Origin of the sequence: Streptosporangium jomthongense, from assembly GCF_042650425.1 — a bacterium.
Taxonomy (GTDB): Bacteria; Actinomycetota; Actinomycetes; order Streptosporangiales; family Streptosporangiaceae; genus Streptosporangium.
Genome location: NZ_JBHSBC010000019.1, coordinates 75,034 through 92,790 on the forward strand (window position 1 = coordinate 75,034; position 17,757 = coordinate 92,790).

A 17,757-nucleotide genomic window follows, 5' to 3' on the forward strand; every position below is an offset into this window, starting at 1 on the left:
GGCGATCGTCCTCCGACCGCTCTTGATGTGTCAAAGATATATCGAGAGCGTTCTAAGAACAACCCCTGATTTCGCATCTCGGGCTTCAGGGCTACCCTGTAACCTTCTAAAGTGTTTTGGGGGTTAGCTGATGATGACTTGCGCGGAACGGGCGCCGCGGCGCAACGAAACGGTGCTCATCGGTTTCACCGTCGCGACCAACCTCGCCGACGGGGTGGCCAAGATCGCGCTCCCCCTGCTCGCCGTCGAGCTGACCGACTCGCCCGGCCTGGTCGCCGGGGTCGGGCTGACCCTGACGCTGCCGTGGCTGCTGGCCTCCCTCCACGTGGGCGTGCTCGTCGACCGGGGCGACCGCAGACGCCTGGCCGCCCTGGCCAACCTGGTCAGGCTCGCGGTCGCGCTCGCCCTGCTGGCCGCGGTCACGGCGGAGGCGCTGACCCTGCCACTGCTCTACCTGTCGGGAGTCCTGATCGGCCTGGCCGAGGTCGTCGCGAACTCCGCGGTCGGCGCCCTGGTCCCCGCCGCGGTGCCCAGGCAACGGCTCGGCCGGGCCAACGCCTGGATCGCGGGCGCGGAGACCGTGGCGAACGAGTTCGCCGGACCGGCCGTCGGCGGCCTGCTGACCGGTGTCGGCGCCGCCTTCGCACTCGGCTCCTCCGCCGGGGCCTTCGCGCTCGGAGCCGTACTGCTCGCCCTGCTCGCGGGCCGCTTCCGCGTCGCCCGCCCGGCCGGTACGGCCACGCGACCCAGCGGGGTGCGGGGGGAGATGGTCGAGGGGCTCGCCTTCCTGTGGCGGCACCGCCTGCTGCGCACGATGTCACTGACCATCGCGGTGCTCGTGGCCTGCTGGAGCGCCTGGCTGGCCCTGCTGCCCTCCTACGCCGTGCGGACCCTCGGCCTCGACCCCGCCGCGTACGGCCTGCTGCTCGGCTCGATCGGCGTCGGCGGCCTGGCCGGCGCGGTGCTCACCGGCCCGGTCAACCGCCTGCTCGGTGTGCGGTGGGCGCTGTTCCTCGACCTCGTCGGCACGATCCTGATGATGGTCGTCCCCGCGGCCCTTCCCCAGGCCTGGGCGGTGGGCGCGGCCGCGTTCCTGGGCGGCATGGGAGGCACGCTCTGGACGGTCAACAGCCGCACCCTGGCGCAGCTGATCGTCCCCGACCACCTGCTGGGACGCTACTCGGCCGCCTCACGCCTGCTGAGCTGGGGAACCCTGCCCGTCGGTGCCGGACTGGCCGGGCTGCTCGCCGAACTGGCGGGGGTGAGAGCCGCCTTCGCGGGCTTCGCCGTACTGGCCGTCGTGCCGGTCGTGCCCTTCCTGCGGACCGTCACGGAGGGCGAACTCTCGGCTGCGAGACGAGAAAGTGAGATAGATCACGTAATTCCCGGCTGAAATTGGAACAACTCCTGAGACCTGCACGTTACAAAGGACATAGACGGGATTCGTTCCGCGCCGGAAGGGCTGGGGGGTGCTTTCGGCACGGAACGGTCCCGTCTGTCGTTTGTGGAGAAACGGGCGGCCTGAGGGAGATCTTCCCCCGGGTCGCCCTTCTCATGCGTGGCCTCGCGTCCCTTCTCGCGTCCGTTAGCCGTTCCCGGCCCCCGGGTAGAACGTCTGTGGAGATCTGCCCCCTGAAGATCGGACGGACCAGGGGGAGAGACCAATGGACATGATGCGCGCCGGACTGCTGGCCGTACTCGTGGGGATCGCGGCCGTGGGAGCCACGCAGCAGCACTCGAAACCGGGGCACGACAGCTCCACCGGCTGGACGGTCGGACGGCAGGGGCCCCCGGCCGGTGAGCACGCCGGAAGGCGGGCCACCGGACGGGCGAACCCGGGAGCCGGCCGACGCGGCTGGCGATGGGGACACGACCGGGGGAGCAGGCGTTCCGCGGGTACCGAGTGGGCCGACGAGTGGCAGGCCGGATGGTCGAGGAAGCACCGGGCGGGGCGGAACACCCGGCGGGCCGGTGAACTCGACGGGGCACACGCCAGGGGCGGGCCACACGGAGGAACGCGTTCCAGGAGATGGACGTTCGAGGGCTCCGGCGGCAGGGCGGGCGCGCGGCGCGGCGGCCGGGGTACCGGACGGTTCGCCGACCGTGGATACGACCGCTCCCGAGGCGGCGATCGGTCATGGAGCGGTGACCGGTCCGGCCGGAGAAGTCACGGCGGGTATGACAGGGCCGACGACCGGAACGGCGGGCGCCCCCTCGGCTGAGCTCCGGGCGATCACGGCGGGCGTCCTCTCGGGTAGGGGCGCCCCTTCGTGGGTCCGGGATCAGGGGCGGCGATGAGGCCCCTGGAGGACCTGCCGGCGCGCGTGGCCGGTACGGCCCTCATGCGGACGGATCCGGGGGAGTGGTTCGAAGCCGCTCCGCCCTGCTCCGGTCGCGCGTATGTTTCCCATCGAGCACTTACGGCCGACACGCCGACGATGAAGAATGACTTGATCCTCTGTTTGGGCGGGCTTTGCCGTACAGTCGATCAAAGTGATCTTGATGGGAGTGTTTGGCCGATGATGGGGCACACGCACGCGCTGACGGGGGCGGTGGCGTGGCTGGGAGTTGCGCCGACGCTGGCGGCCCTGCCGCTGCTCACCGAGTCCTCCAGGTTCATCGAGACCGGGGTCATGGTGCACGCGCTCACCCCGGCGGAGTTCATCGCCGGGACGCTGGTCTGCGCCGGGGCCGCGATGCTGCCGGACCTGGACCACCCGAGCGCGACGATCGCCCAGACCTTCGGCCCGGTCACCTGGGGGCTGAGCAAGGCCGTCTCGTGGCTGAGCGGGGGGCACCGGCACGCCACCCACTCGCTGCTGTTCGCGGTCGCCGTCGGGTTCGGGGCGCACTACCTGGCCAACACCTATCCGATCGGCAGGGACATCCTCGTCGTGCTGCTCATCGGCCTGGCGTTGCGGGCCATCGGCATCGGCGTCCCGGGCAAGAAGGTCGCCTCCGCGATGGTCAACATCGGCCTGACCTTCGGGCTGTTCGTGGTCTTCCGCAATGAGAACGTGGGGTACGCCTGGCTGGGGGTGGCGGTCGCGGTCGGCTGCCTGGTGCACGTCGTGGGAGACTGCTGCACGGAAAAGGGCTGCCCGGTGCTGTGGCCGTTGCGTCAGCGCTGGCTGCTGCCCTGGAAGATAGGCATCAAGACGGGCCGCGCCTTCGAGCAGAAGTTCCTCGCCCCGGTGCTCTCGGTGGTCGTCCTGGGCCTGCTCTACTTCCGTCTTGTCCAACCTTGACCATACCCGTGAGTAACTTGATATCGAGATACATGCCCATATATCTTGATATCGAGACAACCGCTGCAACCTGATGGACGTCCTGCTGGTTAGGCATACCTAACCGAATGAGGCGATCCGGCGGTGCGGCAGGATTCAGTTGCGCCCTTTTCGTGTGGGTGCTTCAGACAACACAGGGTGACAAGGGAGGCGAACCGTGTCCGCGAACAGCTTCGGCAGCCGTGACACGCTCCGCGTCGGAGACGCGGAATACGAGATCTACCGGCTGGACGCCGTCGAGGGGTCGGGGCGCCTCCCGTACAGCCTGAAGATCCTCTTGGAGAACCTGCTCCGCACCGAGGACGGCGCCAACATCACCGCCGGCCACATCCAGGCCCTCGGCCAGTGGGACCCGTCCGCCGCGCCCAGCGTGGAGATCCAGTTCACCCCGGCCCGCGTGATCATGCAGGACTTCACCGGTGTGCCCTGCGTCGTGGACCTGGCCACCATGCGTGAGGCCGTGCGCGAGCTCGGCGGCGACGCCGCCAGGATCAACCCGCTGGCCCCCGCGGAGATGGTCATCGACCACTCCGTGATCGTCGACTTCTTCGGCGGCCCCGACTCCTTCCAGCGCAACGTGGACCGGGAGTACGAGCGCAACCGCGAGCGTTACCAGTTCCTGCGCTGGGGCCAGACCGCCTTCGACGAGTTCAAGGTCGTCCCGCCGGGCACCGGCATCGTGCACCAGGTGAACATCGAGCACCTCGCCCGCGTCGTGATGATCCGCGACGGGAAGGCCTACCCGGACACCTGCGTCGGCACCGACTCCCACACCACCATGGAGAACGGCATCGGCGTTCTCGGCTGGGGTGTCGGCGGCATCGAGGCCGAGGCCGCGATGCTCGGCCAGCCGATCTCCATGCTCATCCCGCGCGTGGTCGGCTTCAAGCTCACCGGCAAGCTCCCCGCGGGCGCCACCGCGACCGACCTGGTCCTCACGATCACCGAGATGCTGCGCAAGCACGGCGTCGTCGGCAAGTTCGTCGAGTTCTACGGCGAGGGCGTCTCCAGCGTGCCGCTGGCCAACCGTGCCACCATCGGCAACATGAGCCCCGAGTTCGGCTCGACCTGCGCCATCTTCCCGATCGACGGCGAGACGGTCAGCTACCTGCGGCTCACCGGCCGCTCCGAGGAGCAGGTCGCGCTGGTCGAGGCCTACGCCAAGGCCCAGGGCCTGTGGCTCGACCCGTCCGCCCCCGAGCCGGTCTTCTCCGAGTACATCGAGCTCGACCTGGCCACGGTCGTCCCGTCGATCGCCGGTCCCAAGCGCCCGCAGGACCGCATCGCGCTGTCCGACGCCAAGCGGGCCTGGCGGGCGGCCGTCAAGGATTACGCCCCCAGCATCCAGGGGCCGGTCGACGAGGCCTCCGCCGAGTCCTTCCCCGCCTCCGACTCCCCGGCGATCGGCCACGACGGCAACGGCGACAAGCCGCACGCCGCCGGGCTCAACGGCGAGCGTCCGCACCGGCCCGTCGAGGTCACCCTGTCCGACGGCACGAGCTTCGAGATCGACCACGGCGTCGTCACGATCGCGGCCATCACCAGCTGCACCAACACCTCCAACCCGTACGTCATGATGGGCGCCGCCCTGCTGGCGAAGAACGCGGTGGACAAGGGCCTGACCCGCAAGCCGTGGGTGAAGACCTCCCTGGCCCCCGGCTCCCAGGTCGTGACCGGCTACTTCGAGCGCTCCGGGCTGCAGCCGTACCTCGACAAGATCGGGTTCAACCTGGTCGGCTACGGGTGCACCACCTGTATCGGCAACTCCGGCCCGCTGCAGGAGGAGATCTCCGCCGCCATCCAGGCCAACGACCTGGCGGTCACCGCGGTGCTGTCCGGCAACCGCAACTTCGAGGGCCGCATCAACCCCGACGTCAAGATGAACTACCTGGCCTCGCCGCCGCTGGTCGTCGCCTACGCCCTCGCGGGCACCATGGACATCGACCTGAACAACGAGCCGCTGGGCACCGGCGTGGACGGCGAGCCCGTCTTCCTCGCCGACATCTGGCCCTCGCCCGAGGACGTCTCCGCGGTCGTGGCCTCCTCCATCGACCAGGACATGTTCCTGCGTGACTACGCCGACGTGTTCAAGGGCGACGAGGCCTGGCAGTCACTGCCGATCCCGACCGGCGACACCTTCGAGTGGGACCCGGCCTCGACCTACGTCCGCAAGGCCCCCTACTTCGACGGCATGCCGCAGGAGCCGGACCCCGTCACCGACATCACGGGCGCCAAGGTCCTGGCCAAGCTGGGCGACTCGGTCACCACCGACCACATCTCCCCGGCGGGTTCCATCAAGGTCGGCACCCCGGCCGCCGACTACCTCAAGGCCAACGGCGTCGAGGTCAAGGACTTCAACTCCTACGGCTCCCGCCGCGGCAACCACGAGGTGATGATCCGCGGCACCTTCGCCAACATCCGGCTGAAGAACCTGCTGCTGAACGGCGTCGAGGGCGGCTACACCCGTGACTTCACCGTCGAGGGCGGCCCGCAGTCCTTCATCTACGACGCCTCGGTCAACTACCAGGCCGCCGGCGTCCCGCTCGTCGTCCTGGCGGGCAAGGAGTACGGCTCGGGCTCCTCGCGTGACTGGGCGGCCAAGGGCACCGCGCTGCTCGGCGTCCGCGCCGTCATCGCCGAGTCCTACGAGCGCATCCACCGCTCCAACCTCATCGGCATGGGTGTGCTTCCGCTGCAGTTCCCCGAGGGCGAGACGGTCGACTCGCTGGGCCTGACCGGTGAGGAGACCTTCGACATCGTCGGTGTCGAGGAGCTCAACGGCGGCGGAATCCCGCGGACCGTGACGGTCAGGGCGGACGGCAAGGAGTTCCAGGCGGTCGTGCGCATCGACACGCCCGGAGAGGCCGACTACTACCGCCACGGCGGCATCATGCAGTACGTCCTGCGCTCCCTGATCGCCAAGTAACACCTGCGGAAAGGGCGGGTGAGACCTTCACGGGTCTCACCCGCCCTTTCTTCGTTCTTCAGGACTGTTCCCGCCGGGCACGTTTCTCGCCAAGGGGAGACCGTTTCTGAGGGTGATGGGGTGCTCACTAAGGGCTCTGGCTGTTCCGGAAGCATTCGGCTGTTTCAAGAGGCGGTTCCGAAGGAATTTTCCCTGAGCGGTTCCCCGTAGGGCTTTCCAGGGTTTCTCAAAGGGCAGGGCCTGCTCTCGAAAAGCGAGGTCGTTCACGGAAGGAGTTGTCTCGAAGGCGGATTGTCGGGACAATCTTCTGAACGGGGAAGGGGAGTACCCTCACGCTGCCTGGTCGTCAGTACGGCCAACGCCCGGTCAGGCAGGGTCCGCGCGGACCAGGGGAGACCTTCCGGCTACGTCGACGTGGCTGGAAGGAGAGGCATGCGCGGCCTGTACGTCCGGATGTTCGTCTCGCTGGCGTTGCTCGGTGCGCTCTACGCGATCCCGGTGGCCGTCGCCCTGCGGTGCGGGGTTCCCTCGCCCGTCGTCGCCGTACTGACCGCGCTGACCGTCGCGCTGCAGTGGTTCGGCACGGAGCGGCTCGCCCGGCGGGTCGCGGGGGCCAGGTTCGTCGACGCCGAGCGCGAGCCCGAACTGCACGCGGCGCTCGACCGCCTCTGCGCGCTCAGCGGACTGCCCAAACCCCGTGTCGCAATCAGCCTCGACCCCGTCCCCAACGCCTTCACCGTCGGCCGTTCCCGCAGGCACACCACCCTGATCGTCACCAGTGGGCTGCTGCGCGTCCTGGAACCCGACGAACTCGCCGCGGCGCTGGCCCACGAGATCGCGCACATCCGTCACCGTGACGTCGCGGTGACGACCCTGGCCGGCTCGTTCGCCATCGCACTGGCCTGGGCCGGCCGCGGCCTCGGCGAACTGTTCGAGACGGGGCTGCCCATCGCGGTGGCCGGTGTCCTCATCGCCCTGGCCCGGCTTCCGCTGCGACCGCTCAGCCGTTACCGGGAAATGGCGGCCGACCGGGGTGCCGCCGTACAACTGGGCCGCCCCGCCCTGCTCGCCTCCATGCTCGTGAAGGTCCACACGACCCCGAGGCCGCGGGCCCTCCGGCTCCCCGCCCTCGGCCTGGTGTCTTCCGGCCCGGCTCATTCCATGTTGGTCCAGCGGGTGAACGGTCTGAAGTCCCTGGCCCGTGAGTGACGGCCTGGGATTCGCGGTCGTGAAACAAAGGATTCACCGGAATTCGGGTTTCGCTCTTCGTTTTAACGGGAATCGGCGCTGCTCTCCGTGCTCGGGGCCGACCGTTTCCATGGCTTCTTGCCAGAGGGTGAAATATTACTCTGGGTGATCATGTATGTGGAAATCTGATATTTCCTTATGTCGTGTAGGTGATCACCTTATTTCCTTTTTATGCGGATCTTGCGGGTTCTGTTGATGTATGTGTACCTTCTGATGGTCTAACGAGACGCATGCTCTGAACCGCCAACCTTGTCCCTTATGCGAGCTTGGGATCTGGTGGGGCGGGTTTTTGGGCTGCCTATTGATGGTCCGGAGGGTGACGGCGTATGCGCCGTACTTTGTCATGGCCGAATTCGGTTCGCTTTGTCTCCCTTGTACTGCTTGCTTCTTTTCCCGGCTTGATGCAGTTACCTGCTCAACCCGTATACGCGGGGCAGACGGCGCCTGTTGCGCGACGGGTGGTGGAGACGCCGAAGCAGATGCAGGGGTCGGCCGCCGGGCTTTCGCACTTCGTGGAGACGAAGGCCACTCAGTCGCAAAGCGCCGCGGGTACGGCGAAGGCTTCAGCCTCGGAGCCGAAGCTCCCCAAGGGGGCGTTGCCGCTTGATACCCGCAGCGAACCGAAGGCCACGTGGACGTCGCCCAAAAGGCCCGGTTCGGGGGTTCTCCTGCCTAAGGGCCGTAACACGCTGACGCTGTACAGTCCGTGGATCGCGACCTACTTCCCCAAGAGCAATGAGCAGGTGGACACGCTGACGCCGTACCTGCGCGCCAATGCCGCGGGGTCCAACGCAGGAGGCGGCAATGACGAGTACCGCTACAAGGTCTGTCCGGCGGGCAGCAGCACCGGCTGCGCCGACTCCGGATGGCGCAGCTGGATCGAGGCGGGATGGAGGGTGCCCGCCGGAGTGCTGCAGTGGGGCAAGGCCTACACCTGGAGCGCCTCGGTACAAGACACCGTAACCGGCGAGGCGAACACGCTCAGCAACCTAGTCTTCGTCACCGGAGTCCGGCAGCCCGTCATCGGTTCACAACTGGCGACCCGAGGCGTCAACGGCCAGGAGTTCCACCAGCTGGCCGGGAACTACACCACCGCCTTCACCGACGCCACCGTCGGCACCCCCGGGCCGCCGCTGTCGATCGTGCGTTCCTACAACAGCCTCGACGGACGCCTCGACGGAATCTTCGGCGCCGGGTGGTCGACCCGCTACGACATGAAGATCCAACCCCAGGGCGGCACCCCGCAGACCCTCATGGTGACCTACCCCGACGGCCGCAAACTGCGCTTCGCCGCCAAGGCAGCCGCCGCGGGAAGCCCCGTCTTCTTCCAGCCCCCTCCCGGAATCCACGCCACCCTGGCCACGGTCACCGCAGGCGGCTGGAAGCTGATGGACAAGTCCTCCACCTCCTACCTCTTCGACGCCCAAGGCCGTCTGACGAAGGTGACCGACCAGCGCGGCCGTACCCAGGATCTCACCTACGACACCGGCGGCAAACTGACGCAGGTCACCGCGACGGGCGGCCGCTCCCTGTCCTTCACCTGGAGCGGCGACCACGTCGCGTCGGTGGCCACCGACCCGGTGGACGGCCAGCCGCTCACCTGGACCTACACCTACGACGGACAGCGCCTCACCCAGGTCTGCTCCCCGCTGGCCGCCCCCAACTGCACCACCTACGGTTACACGACCGGCTCCCGCTACAAGGACGTCGTGCTCGACGACCTGCCCGTCGGCTACTGGCGGATGGGCAACACCCTGTCCGGATCCGGCGGGGAAGGCGGGCCGTACACCTGCTTCCCCGACGAAGCCGACATGGTGGGCTGCGCCAACCTCCCCGCAGGCGTCCAGACCGGCAAACCCGGCGCACTGAGCGGCACCTCCAACGCCTCGGCCAACTTCCAGGGCAGCGGCACCTCCTCCGGGATGGAACAGCCCGAACTGCTGCCCCAACTGGGCACCAGCATGTCGGTCGAATCCTGGTTCAAGACCACCGACTCGGGATTCCTGTTCTGGGCCGGATCCAACTCCTGGAACCCATTTGATTCGGGAATCACCGTTCCCGGCCTGTATGTGGGCGTCGACGGCAAGCTGCGCGGACAACTGAACGCCTGGTTCGGGGGGACGCCGATCACCTCCACGCAGACGGTCAACGACGGCCAGTGGCACCACGCCGTCATCACCGCCGCCGACGACACCACCAAGCTGTACGTGGACGGCGCGGCCGCGGGCACGCTCAACGACGGCGTGGACACCGGGACCTGGTTTCCCACCGCGATGATCGGAAGCGGCGCCGCGGACTCCTCCCTTCCCGGCTCCCCGGCCGGACGGTCCAATCCGGCCGAATTCGGCTTCAAGGGCCTCATCGACGAGTTCGCCGTCTACGACCACGCACTGACCCCTCAGCAGGTCAGCGCGCACTACAACGCCCGCGCCGAAGAGTCCTCCAAACTGAACAAGGTCACGCTGCCCTCCGGCCGGGTGTGGATGTCGACCACCTACAGCACGACCACCGACCGGGTCGCCACACACACCGACCAGAACGGCGGCACCTGGACCCTGGGCGAGGTGGATCGCATCGACGGCGACGGCCTGTCCACGATCACCGTGACCGACCCCAAGAACAACACCCTCAACTACACCCACGACGCCTGGCGTGGTGACCGTCTGGTGAGCCGGAAGGACCAGCTCGGCAAGATCACCGCCTACGAGTACGACACCGGCGGCTTCTTGGCCAAGGTCACCGATCCCAACGGCAACACCGTCAAACAGGTCAACGACGCCCGGGGTAATGTCACCGCGGTCACGACCTGCCGGGCGGCGGGGAACTGCCAGACCGCCTACCGCTCCTACTACCGCAACACGAGTGACGAGTTCGACCCGCGCAACGACCAGCTGACCGCCAGCCGCGACGCCCGCTCGACAAGTGCCACCGACAACACCTACGCCACCACCTCCGAATACACCACCTACGGTGAGTTGTCGAAGACGACCACCCCGGTGACGCCGGACTTCACCGGTGGTCGGTCGGTGACCTACACCTACACCGACGGGACCGAGGCGGCGGTCGGTGGTGGGACGGTTCCGGCGGGGCTGGTGAAGTCGAGCAAGGACGCCAGGAACAACGAGACGACCTACCGCTACACCGCGGCCGGGGACCTGGCCGAGCAGACCAGCCCGTCCGGCCTGGTCGTCGCGTTCACACACGATGCGCTGGGCCGGGTGACCTCCCGTAAGGAGATCTCCGAGGCGAACCCGGCCGGGGTGACCACGACGTTCACCTATGACGGGGTCGGCCGGGTGCTCACCCAGACCGGGGCCGGGGTGAAGAACGAGGTCACCGACGTCACCCACACCGCCAAGGTGACCTTCACCTACGACGCCGACGGCAACAAGCTCACCGAGACCCTGTCCGACCTGACCGGTGGGGATCCGGCGCGCACCACCACCTACACCTACGACACGAACGGCCGTCTGAAGACGGTCACCGACCCTGAGGGGGGTGTCACCCAATCGACCTGGGACAACATCGGAGCGCGGGTCTCGGAGACCGATCCGATGGGCACGGTGACCACGTTCGGCTACACCAACCGCGGTGAACTGGCCACGAAAACGTTGAAGAACTGGACCGGAAGCCCGGTCAGCCCGCAGGCCCCGCAGGACAAGGTGCTGGAGTCCTACACCTACGACCCGGCCGGACGGCTGGGCGCCAAGGTCGACGCGATGGGCCGCAAGACCTCCTACACCTACTTCACCGACAACCGGCTGTCGCAGGTGACCGCCGACGACGTGCGGTTGAACGGTTCCACGACCCCCGTGGACGTGGTTCTGGAGGACAACACCTACGACGCTGCGGGAAACCTCACCAAGAAGATCACCGGGGGTGGTAAGACCACCGTCGAGACCGTCTACGACGCCGCGGGCCGTACGACCTCCACCACGCTTGACCCGGCCTCCCTCAAACGCAAGACCGCCTTCACCTACGACGCGGCCGGCAACGTCACGAACAAGACCTTCACCGGCGCCGGGACCACCCGCACCGAGTCCACTGACTACGTCTACAACACCCTGAACCAGGTGACCCGGCAGACGGTGGAGAACGGCACCGACGACCTGGAGACAACTTGGGCTTACGACGACCGTGGCCTGCTGACGTCGCGGACCGATCCGCGGGGTAACGCCTCCGGAGCCACTGCGGCCGACTTCACCACCACGATGCGCTACGACATCGCCGGGCAACTGGTGGAGACCAAGGCGCCGCAGGTGGCGATCGAGAAGAACGGCGCGGCCGCCGTCAACGGCAGGCCGACGACCGTGTCCGGCTACAACACCGCAGGCGAGGTCACCCACAGCGTGGACGCCGAGGGCCGTGCCATCACCTCGGCCTTCGACAAGGCGGGCCGCCTGACCTCGATAACCTCCCCGTCCTACACCCCGCCGGGCGGCAGCGCGGTCACCCCGACGGCCAGTGTCGTCTATGACGCGGCGGGCCACCGTACTCAGACGACCGATCCACGAGGGTATGTCACCAAGACCGACTACGACGCGCTGGGACGCCCGGTGCGCCAGACCGACCCGGGGCCGTCCGGGCCGGGCGGAGTGTGGGTGTTGGAGTATGACCTGCTGGGTGAGCAACTCGCCATGGTGAGCCCGACCGGGGCGCGGGGCGAGGCCACCTACGACGACCTGGGCCGGAAGATCACCCAGACGCAGATCGAGCGTGTCCCGACCACCGCGTCCTACACCACCAAACTGACCTACGACAACGCCGGTAACCTCACCAAGTCCGTGGCGCCGGGCAACAAGACCACCACCTTCACGGTCAACGCCGCCGGAGAGATCACCGCGAGTTCCGACCCGTTGAGTCACTCCACGACGTTCGCCTACGACATCCAGGGCCGCCAGACCAAGGTCACCGACCCGCTGGGCAACGCCACCGAGGCCGTCTACGACCTGGCCGGCCGCAAGACCTCCATGAAGGACCTGGACGGCACCGGCGCCACCGTGCGCACCGTCAGCGCCGGTTACGACCCGGTCGGCAACGCGACCAGCACGACCTCCGGCGAAGGACATGTCACCACCCGCTCCTTCGACGCTGCGGGCAGGTTGACCTCGCTGGTCGAGCCGGTCTCCGCCACCAAGACGATCACCACCACGTTCGGCTACGACGCCGCGGGCGCCCGTACCCGCGTCACCGATGGGCGGGGCAACGCCACCTGGACCACCTACAACAGTCTGGGCCTGGCCGAGTCGGTGATCGAGCCGTCCACCACCGCCCACCCGGGCGCCGCCGACCGCACCTGGACCACCGCCTACGACGCGAGCGGTAACGCGGTGTCAACCGTCCAGCCGGGCGGGGTGCGCATCGACCGCACCTTCGACCCGCTGAACCAGGTCACCAAGCAGGCCGGCACCGGCGCCTCGGTCACCACCCCCGACCGTGACGCCGTCTACGACCAGGCGGGCCGGCTGACCACGATCGGCGACTACACCCTGGAGTACAACGACCGTGGTCTGCTGACCAAGGTCTCCAAGGCGGGCACCCAGGTCGCCACCTACGCCTACGACAACCTGGGCAACCCCACCCAGCGCGTCGACCCGACCGGTACGGCGACCTTCACCTGGGACAACGCCAACCGACTGGCCACTGCCTCCGACCCGGTGACAGGCCGGACCTGGACCTACGGCTACGACAACGCCGACCGGCTGACCAGCCAGACCTCCGCGGGGACGGTCAACAGCCAGGCCTACACCTACGACGCCGTCGACCGTGTCGCCACCCACACCCTGAAGAACGGCTCCGGCACCCAGCTGGCGAAGATCACCTACGGGTGGGACAAGGACGACAACCTCACCGGCAAGACCACCGTCGGCACCGCAGGGGCGGGCGCCAACACCTACGCCTACGACCGCTCCGGCCGCCTGACCTCCTGGACCGCCCCCGGCGGCGCCGTCACCGACTACGAGTGGGACGACGCGGGCAACCGCACCAAGGCCGGTACCACGACCTACACCTACGACGAACGCAACCGCCTCCTGTCCGGGGACGGTACCGACTACACCTACACCCCGCGCGGCACGACAGCGACCGAGACCAAGGCGGGCGCCACCCGCAACCTGGCCTTCGACGCCTTCGACCGGCTCATCTCCGACGGCGACGTCACCTACGGCTACGACGCCCTCGGCCGGGTCGTCTCCCGCAGCAAGGGAACCGACCAGCAGCGCTACGTCTACTCCGGCCTGACCAACGACATCGCCGCCGTCACCGACAGCGTCGGAGCCGTCCAGGCCAAGTACGGCCGCGACCCGTTCGGCGGACTGCTCGGCCTCCAGGAGGGCGGCACCACCGCCGTGGGCGCGATGACCGACCTGCACGGCGACCTGGTGGGGACCTTCTCCGGCACCGCACTGGCGGACTCGACGGCCTACGACCCGTTCGGGCAGGTCATCCAGCGCTCCGGAGCCACCCGTGGGCTGGGCTACCAGGGCGAGTACACCGACCCGGACACCGGCAAGGTCAACATGAACGCCCGCTGGTACCAGCCCGGCACCGGCGCCTTCACCTCCCGCGACACCGCCACCCTCAACCCGGACCCGTCTGTTCAGGTCAACCGCTACACCTACGGCAACGCCGGTCCGCTCACCGGGATCGACCCCACTGGACACAAGACAACGATCCAAACCGGAGTCTCAACCGGAAACAGAGTCAGCGGATCTGGCTGGCAAGGCGCCACTTTCGACTCCGCGCCGTCTCTCAGCTCGGAGGGAAGCTGGGGAACGTCATCTTCCATGGGCCGTAACGAGTCGTACTATAACTACGGAGAAAACTGCTGTGTAACCTTCAACGGAACCAGTGAAGCTGACTTCGACTGGTATAACGACAACTTCGGAGAATGGACGATTTTCCCGCTGTTCCCTCGCGAGGAGGGAATTCGGATCGGTGTGATGGAAAATGGTCGTGAGATAGACCAGGTGAATTACTGGGACGCCTCAAAAAAAGTGCGGATGGACTACATCAAGCACTGGAGCTTGAGTTTGAATGCGGACCAGCTGGCTGAGAACTGGGTGCTATATGGTGGCCTGAAAAGTATGAACAGTAATAAGATTTCAACGATGCCAAGTGGGGGTACATATTACAGCAGTTCTGCCGGAAAGATAAAGTTTGAGAACTACGATAAATTTAAGCATATTCTGAAATATTATAGTTCGATCCAGAAGGCGGCGGTGGGTCACAGGATCAGTGAGAACATCCTGGCTGCCGTCATCATGTGGGAGAGCAAGGGATGGTGGGGGGAGGCCGAGGACCTTGTGGCGATAGCTGAAGACTCTAAGAACAAGAAGAATCGCGGGTGGGGTGCCTCTGTCGGCCTCCCCCAGCTGGAGCTTTACAAGGCGAGAATGATGCTGGAAAAGTTCTATGGCAAGGCAAAATGGGGTGCGCCGAAACTAAAGAGCGTTCTGAGGGAGATGCTGAATCCGGACAGGGCGATACATCTGGCCGCAGCCTGGATGGAGCATCTGAAAGAAAACATTTCCTGGAAGGGTGCTAATGGTACTCATCATCTCACTGACGAGGAGGCTGCAATTGCCTATTGCGGGTGCTCGGGGGTCACGGTAGACAGGCCTGGGCTTGGTAATACGAAGCTCAACAGTAAGCGCTTTGTTGACTGGGCGAAAACTGGCTTCGCGGACTGGGGCCTCCTCACAAGTAGTCGAAGCGCTGCGATAAAGCGGAGGGAGGAACTGATGCGGTTGTGGGCTCCTGGCGGAGCTTCCGATGAGTATTCGCTGTGCGCTAGCATGGGCTGGAAAAATTGCTACTGAGCAAATGGAAAAAGGGAGGTTCTGGGCATGCTTCTCGAATGGCCATATCCTTTCTTTCGGTAATCCTCTTAAGCGTTGGGTGCTCTTCGGTTTCCTCGACATTGAAGGTTCCCTCCGCCGCCCTGGAAAGTATCCGTAGTATAGGAAAGACGCGTGCGGAGATCAGCGTCGAGAACGATGGGCGAGACACCACGCAGGTCGAGCACCTGCTGGTTGTCGATATCGAATCTGCGGGCAGCCGAGGGGCGTTCGACAAGGCTGCGGATCTTCTGCTCGCCCGCAAGTGGACGGTGGTCGGAGAAAGACGCCCGCTGATCGTCTCGCTGAAGTCTCTCGAATGGAAAAACACACACCTGATCCTGTATCCATACAATGCCAAGGAGCTTGAGCAGTATCCAGAGCTGGTGGATCAGCTTAAAGAACCTGTCAACGAGGAGTCGCTCGTATATCTCTCGGTGTTCGAGGGGGAAGTATGATGGCTTTGGAGACGATGACACGTTCCGCTGCTTAAGTTCGGTGAATTTTTAGTCGGGGCGCGTCAATTTCAGCCCTTCGGTTAGGTCCGGTGGACTGGGCGTTGACGCCTGTCCGCCATGATCGGGTAAGGAGGAATCAGGTTTCACTGTTGGGCCGATGGATGGGTCGGTGCTGAGACAGGTACCGCATCCGTCGGCCCTATGGGTATGTCATCTTTTTCTCCTGAGATGCAGGGCGACTGCCCAGGTTTCAGCCCCCGCCATGTCGGGGTATATGGCGGACCTAGGATGCAAGGCGCTTCATTATTAATGATTGCTTTTCGCTCTGGGCGGCTATTTGTTCCGATGGCCGTAGGGTCGTGACGGCCTGTACGGCCGTGGCGCAACTCCGCCGGGCTGCGCAGCCTGGCGCGCACGGTTCGCGTTCTTCTACGCGACCGGCTTGTTTCTGCCCCTTTACGGAACACGCACATGCTCGCCCTCGCCGATTGGAGATGGCCAGGCAGCGCGGGATGCCCCAGATGGGGGAGGCTTTCAGATCGTGCACTGTCCCAGGCAGAGCCCGAGGTCTACAGTATGTCGTCAGGATCGGCCAGGGCCCGGCATTCATGCCATGCTTTTTGTGCTTGCCGCAGCAATGGAAGCCGATCGGCAGCCGCACGGTCGATGGGGGCCAGAGCGCCCTCCAGCACGGCGAATGCACGACTGGTGCGCGGGGCCGCCCCGGGGCGGGCGAGTGTGGTGATGCTCTCACGGGCTTAACGCCAGGCGGTGGTCGTGCCTACGCCGAATCCAGCGGCCATCTCGGCGAGCGTTTCACCTTTCTGACGGTAAACCAGTACCAACAGGTCCGTCGATCGGGGTCCAGGCGTCGTTTGGCGGAATCGATCGCCCGGCGTGAGCCGGCCGCATAGCTCACGGTCTGGTTGAGTCACCCATCGCTGAGGAGGAGTTGTCTCGGGGCTACGAGCAACAGAGCGAGAGGGGACCCAACGCCGGTCTGTGCAGCTATCACGTTCGTTTCGAGGTCGAGACGGCAGCCTCGGCGGAGGAGGTGCTGACGTATTATCGGGTCGCGAAAGTCGTTTGCCATCGGCGAGAGCGGTTTGGTGGTCGACGGACCATCGTTGAAATTCAGGACAACCACCACGGCGGAGGCTTCTGGGACCTCCGTTGTCTCTGAGATTCATGATCTCTGGCTCCTGAAAGCCGGAGGCGACTCATCAAGAGTCCGGTGTCCTCATCGTCTGTGCATCGCGGTCGTGAACGTGAGGCACTTTTGAGGTGGCCCGCCCAATACCTCAGCCGCGCATCTGGATTCTGGTTGAAGTAAGCGCTCTTGTACGTGCATACGCACCGGATGAGGGAATGGCCAACGCTGTGATCATTCAGGTGTGATAAAAGTGAAGATCACGCGGTAGCCGAGTTGCCAGGTTGAACACCTCAGCGCTACCCGCCTGCGGGTCAGTCTGGGTGACGCCGTCATCGCGCGAACCCATACCGACAAGCACGGCACCTTCAAATTTCGAGAGTCCCTGTTCAAGAGCTCCGGCGGCTTTCTTCCCTTCGAAACCGCTTGGCGAGTGACCGATAACGGTCTGCGTCTCGTAATCCTGATCTCCGAAGGAGGGCAATGGCGACATATCGGCAGTTCATTGTGTCCGCCGAAGAAGAGATCCTGGATGTTCTAGGAGTCGACCCTTGTGAGGTCGAGGGCGAGCAGACGACCCGGATGATTCGCATCGAAACAAAGGCAGGCGATGAGCTGATCCTCTCCTATGACGTTCCAAGTCGGTTTGTTCGATGCATCTAGCGTCGAGGTCCGTCAACCTTCGTCGATATCTTTCGAGAAGGTGCGCAGCGGCTGGATGCTTCCTCATCAAAAGATGAATCAAGCGTTACGGTTCGGTTCCTGACCGATTCGCTGGAGGGGATTTTGGTCATCAAACTCACTTCTTCCGTAGAGATTTCTGACAGGCTGCTTTTTCGATAGGGGTACA

The 17,757-nt window shown here is 65.7% G+C and carries 8 protein-coding genes; 7 read left to right on the plus strand and 1 reads right to left on the minus strand.

The genetic code is table 11. From position 1 onward, the window contains the following. Positions 1-130 precede the first annotated feature (130 nt). The 7 genes from ACFOYY_RS19415 to ACFOYY_RS19445 all read left to right on the plus strand — a co-directional run bounded on the left by ACFOYY_RS19415 (position 131) and on the right by ACFOYY_RS19445 (position 15,757). A complete protein-coding gene (locus ACFOYY_RS19415) occupies positions 131-1,393 on the plus strand; it encodes an MFS transporter (RefSeq protein ID WP_386190481.1) in 1,263 nt (420 codons plus the stop codon). 271 nt (positions 1,394-1,664) lie between these two features. After that, positions 1,665-2,222 (plus strand): hypothetical protein, encoded by a 558-nt coding sequence (locus ACFOYY_RS19420; protein ID WP_386190482.1) that lies wholly within the window; start codon positions 1,665-1,667, stop codon positions 2,220-2,222. A gap of 297 nt (positions 2,223-2,519) precedes the next feature. Further along, positions 2,520-3,248 (plus strand): metal-dependent hydrolase, encoded by a 729-nt coding sequence (locus ACFOYY_RS19425; RefSeq protein WP_352016150.1) that lies wholly within the window; start codon positions 2,520-2,522, stop codon positions 3,246-3,248. 196 nt (positions 3,249-3,444) lie between these two features. After that, positions 3,445-6,213: an aconitate hydratase AcnA gene (gene acnA, locus ACFOYY_RS19430; protein ID WP_386190483.1), complete on the plus strand. Its 2,769-nt coding sequence runs from the start codon at positions 3,445-3,447 to the stop codon at positions 6,211-6,213. 432 nt (positions 6,214-6,645) lie between these two features. Beyond that, entirely contained in the window at positions 6,646-7,422 is a 777-nt protein-coding gene (locus ACFOYY_RS19435; protein WP_386190484.1) for a M48 family metalloprotease, read from the plus strand. A gap of 635 nt (positions 7,423-8,057) precedes the next feature. Then, positions 8,058-15,281: an RHS repeat-associated core domain-containing protein gene (locus ACFOYY_RS19440; protein ID WP_386190485.1), complete on the plus strand. Its 7,224-nt coding sequence runs from the start codon at positions 8,058-8,060 to the stop codon at positions 15,279-15,281. A 38-nt stretch (positions 15,282-15,319) separates the two neighbouring features. Further along, positions 15,320-15,757: a hypothetical protein gene (locus tag ACFOYY_RS19445; protein WP_386190486.1), complete on the plus strand. Its 438-nt coding sequence runs from the start codon at positions 15,320-15,322 to the stop codon at positions 15,755-15,757. Positions 15,758-17,145: 1,388 nt separating this feature from the next. Here the strand turns inward: ACFOYY_RS19445 and ACFOYY_RS19450 are convergent. Then, the gene (locus tag ACFOYY_RS19450; protein ID WP_386190489.1) at positions 17,146-17,400 is read right to left on the minus strand and encodes a hypothetical protein; all 255 of its coding nucleotides are present in this window, start codon (positions 17,398-17,400) and stop codon (positions 17,146-17,148) included. Positions 17,401-17,757 lie beyond the last annotated feature (357 nt).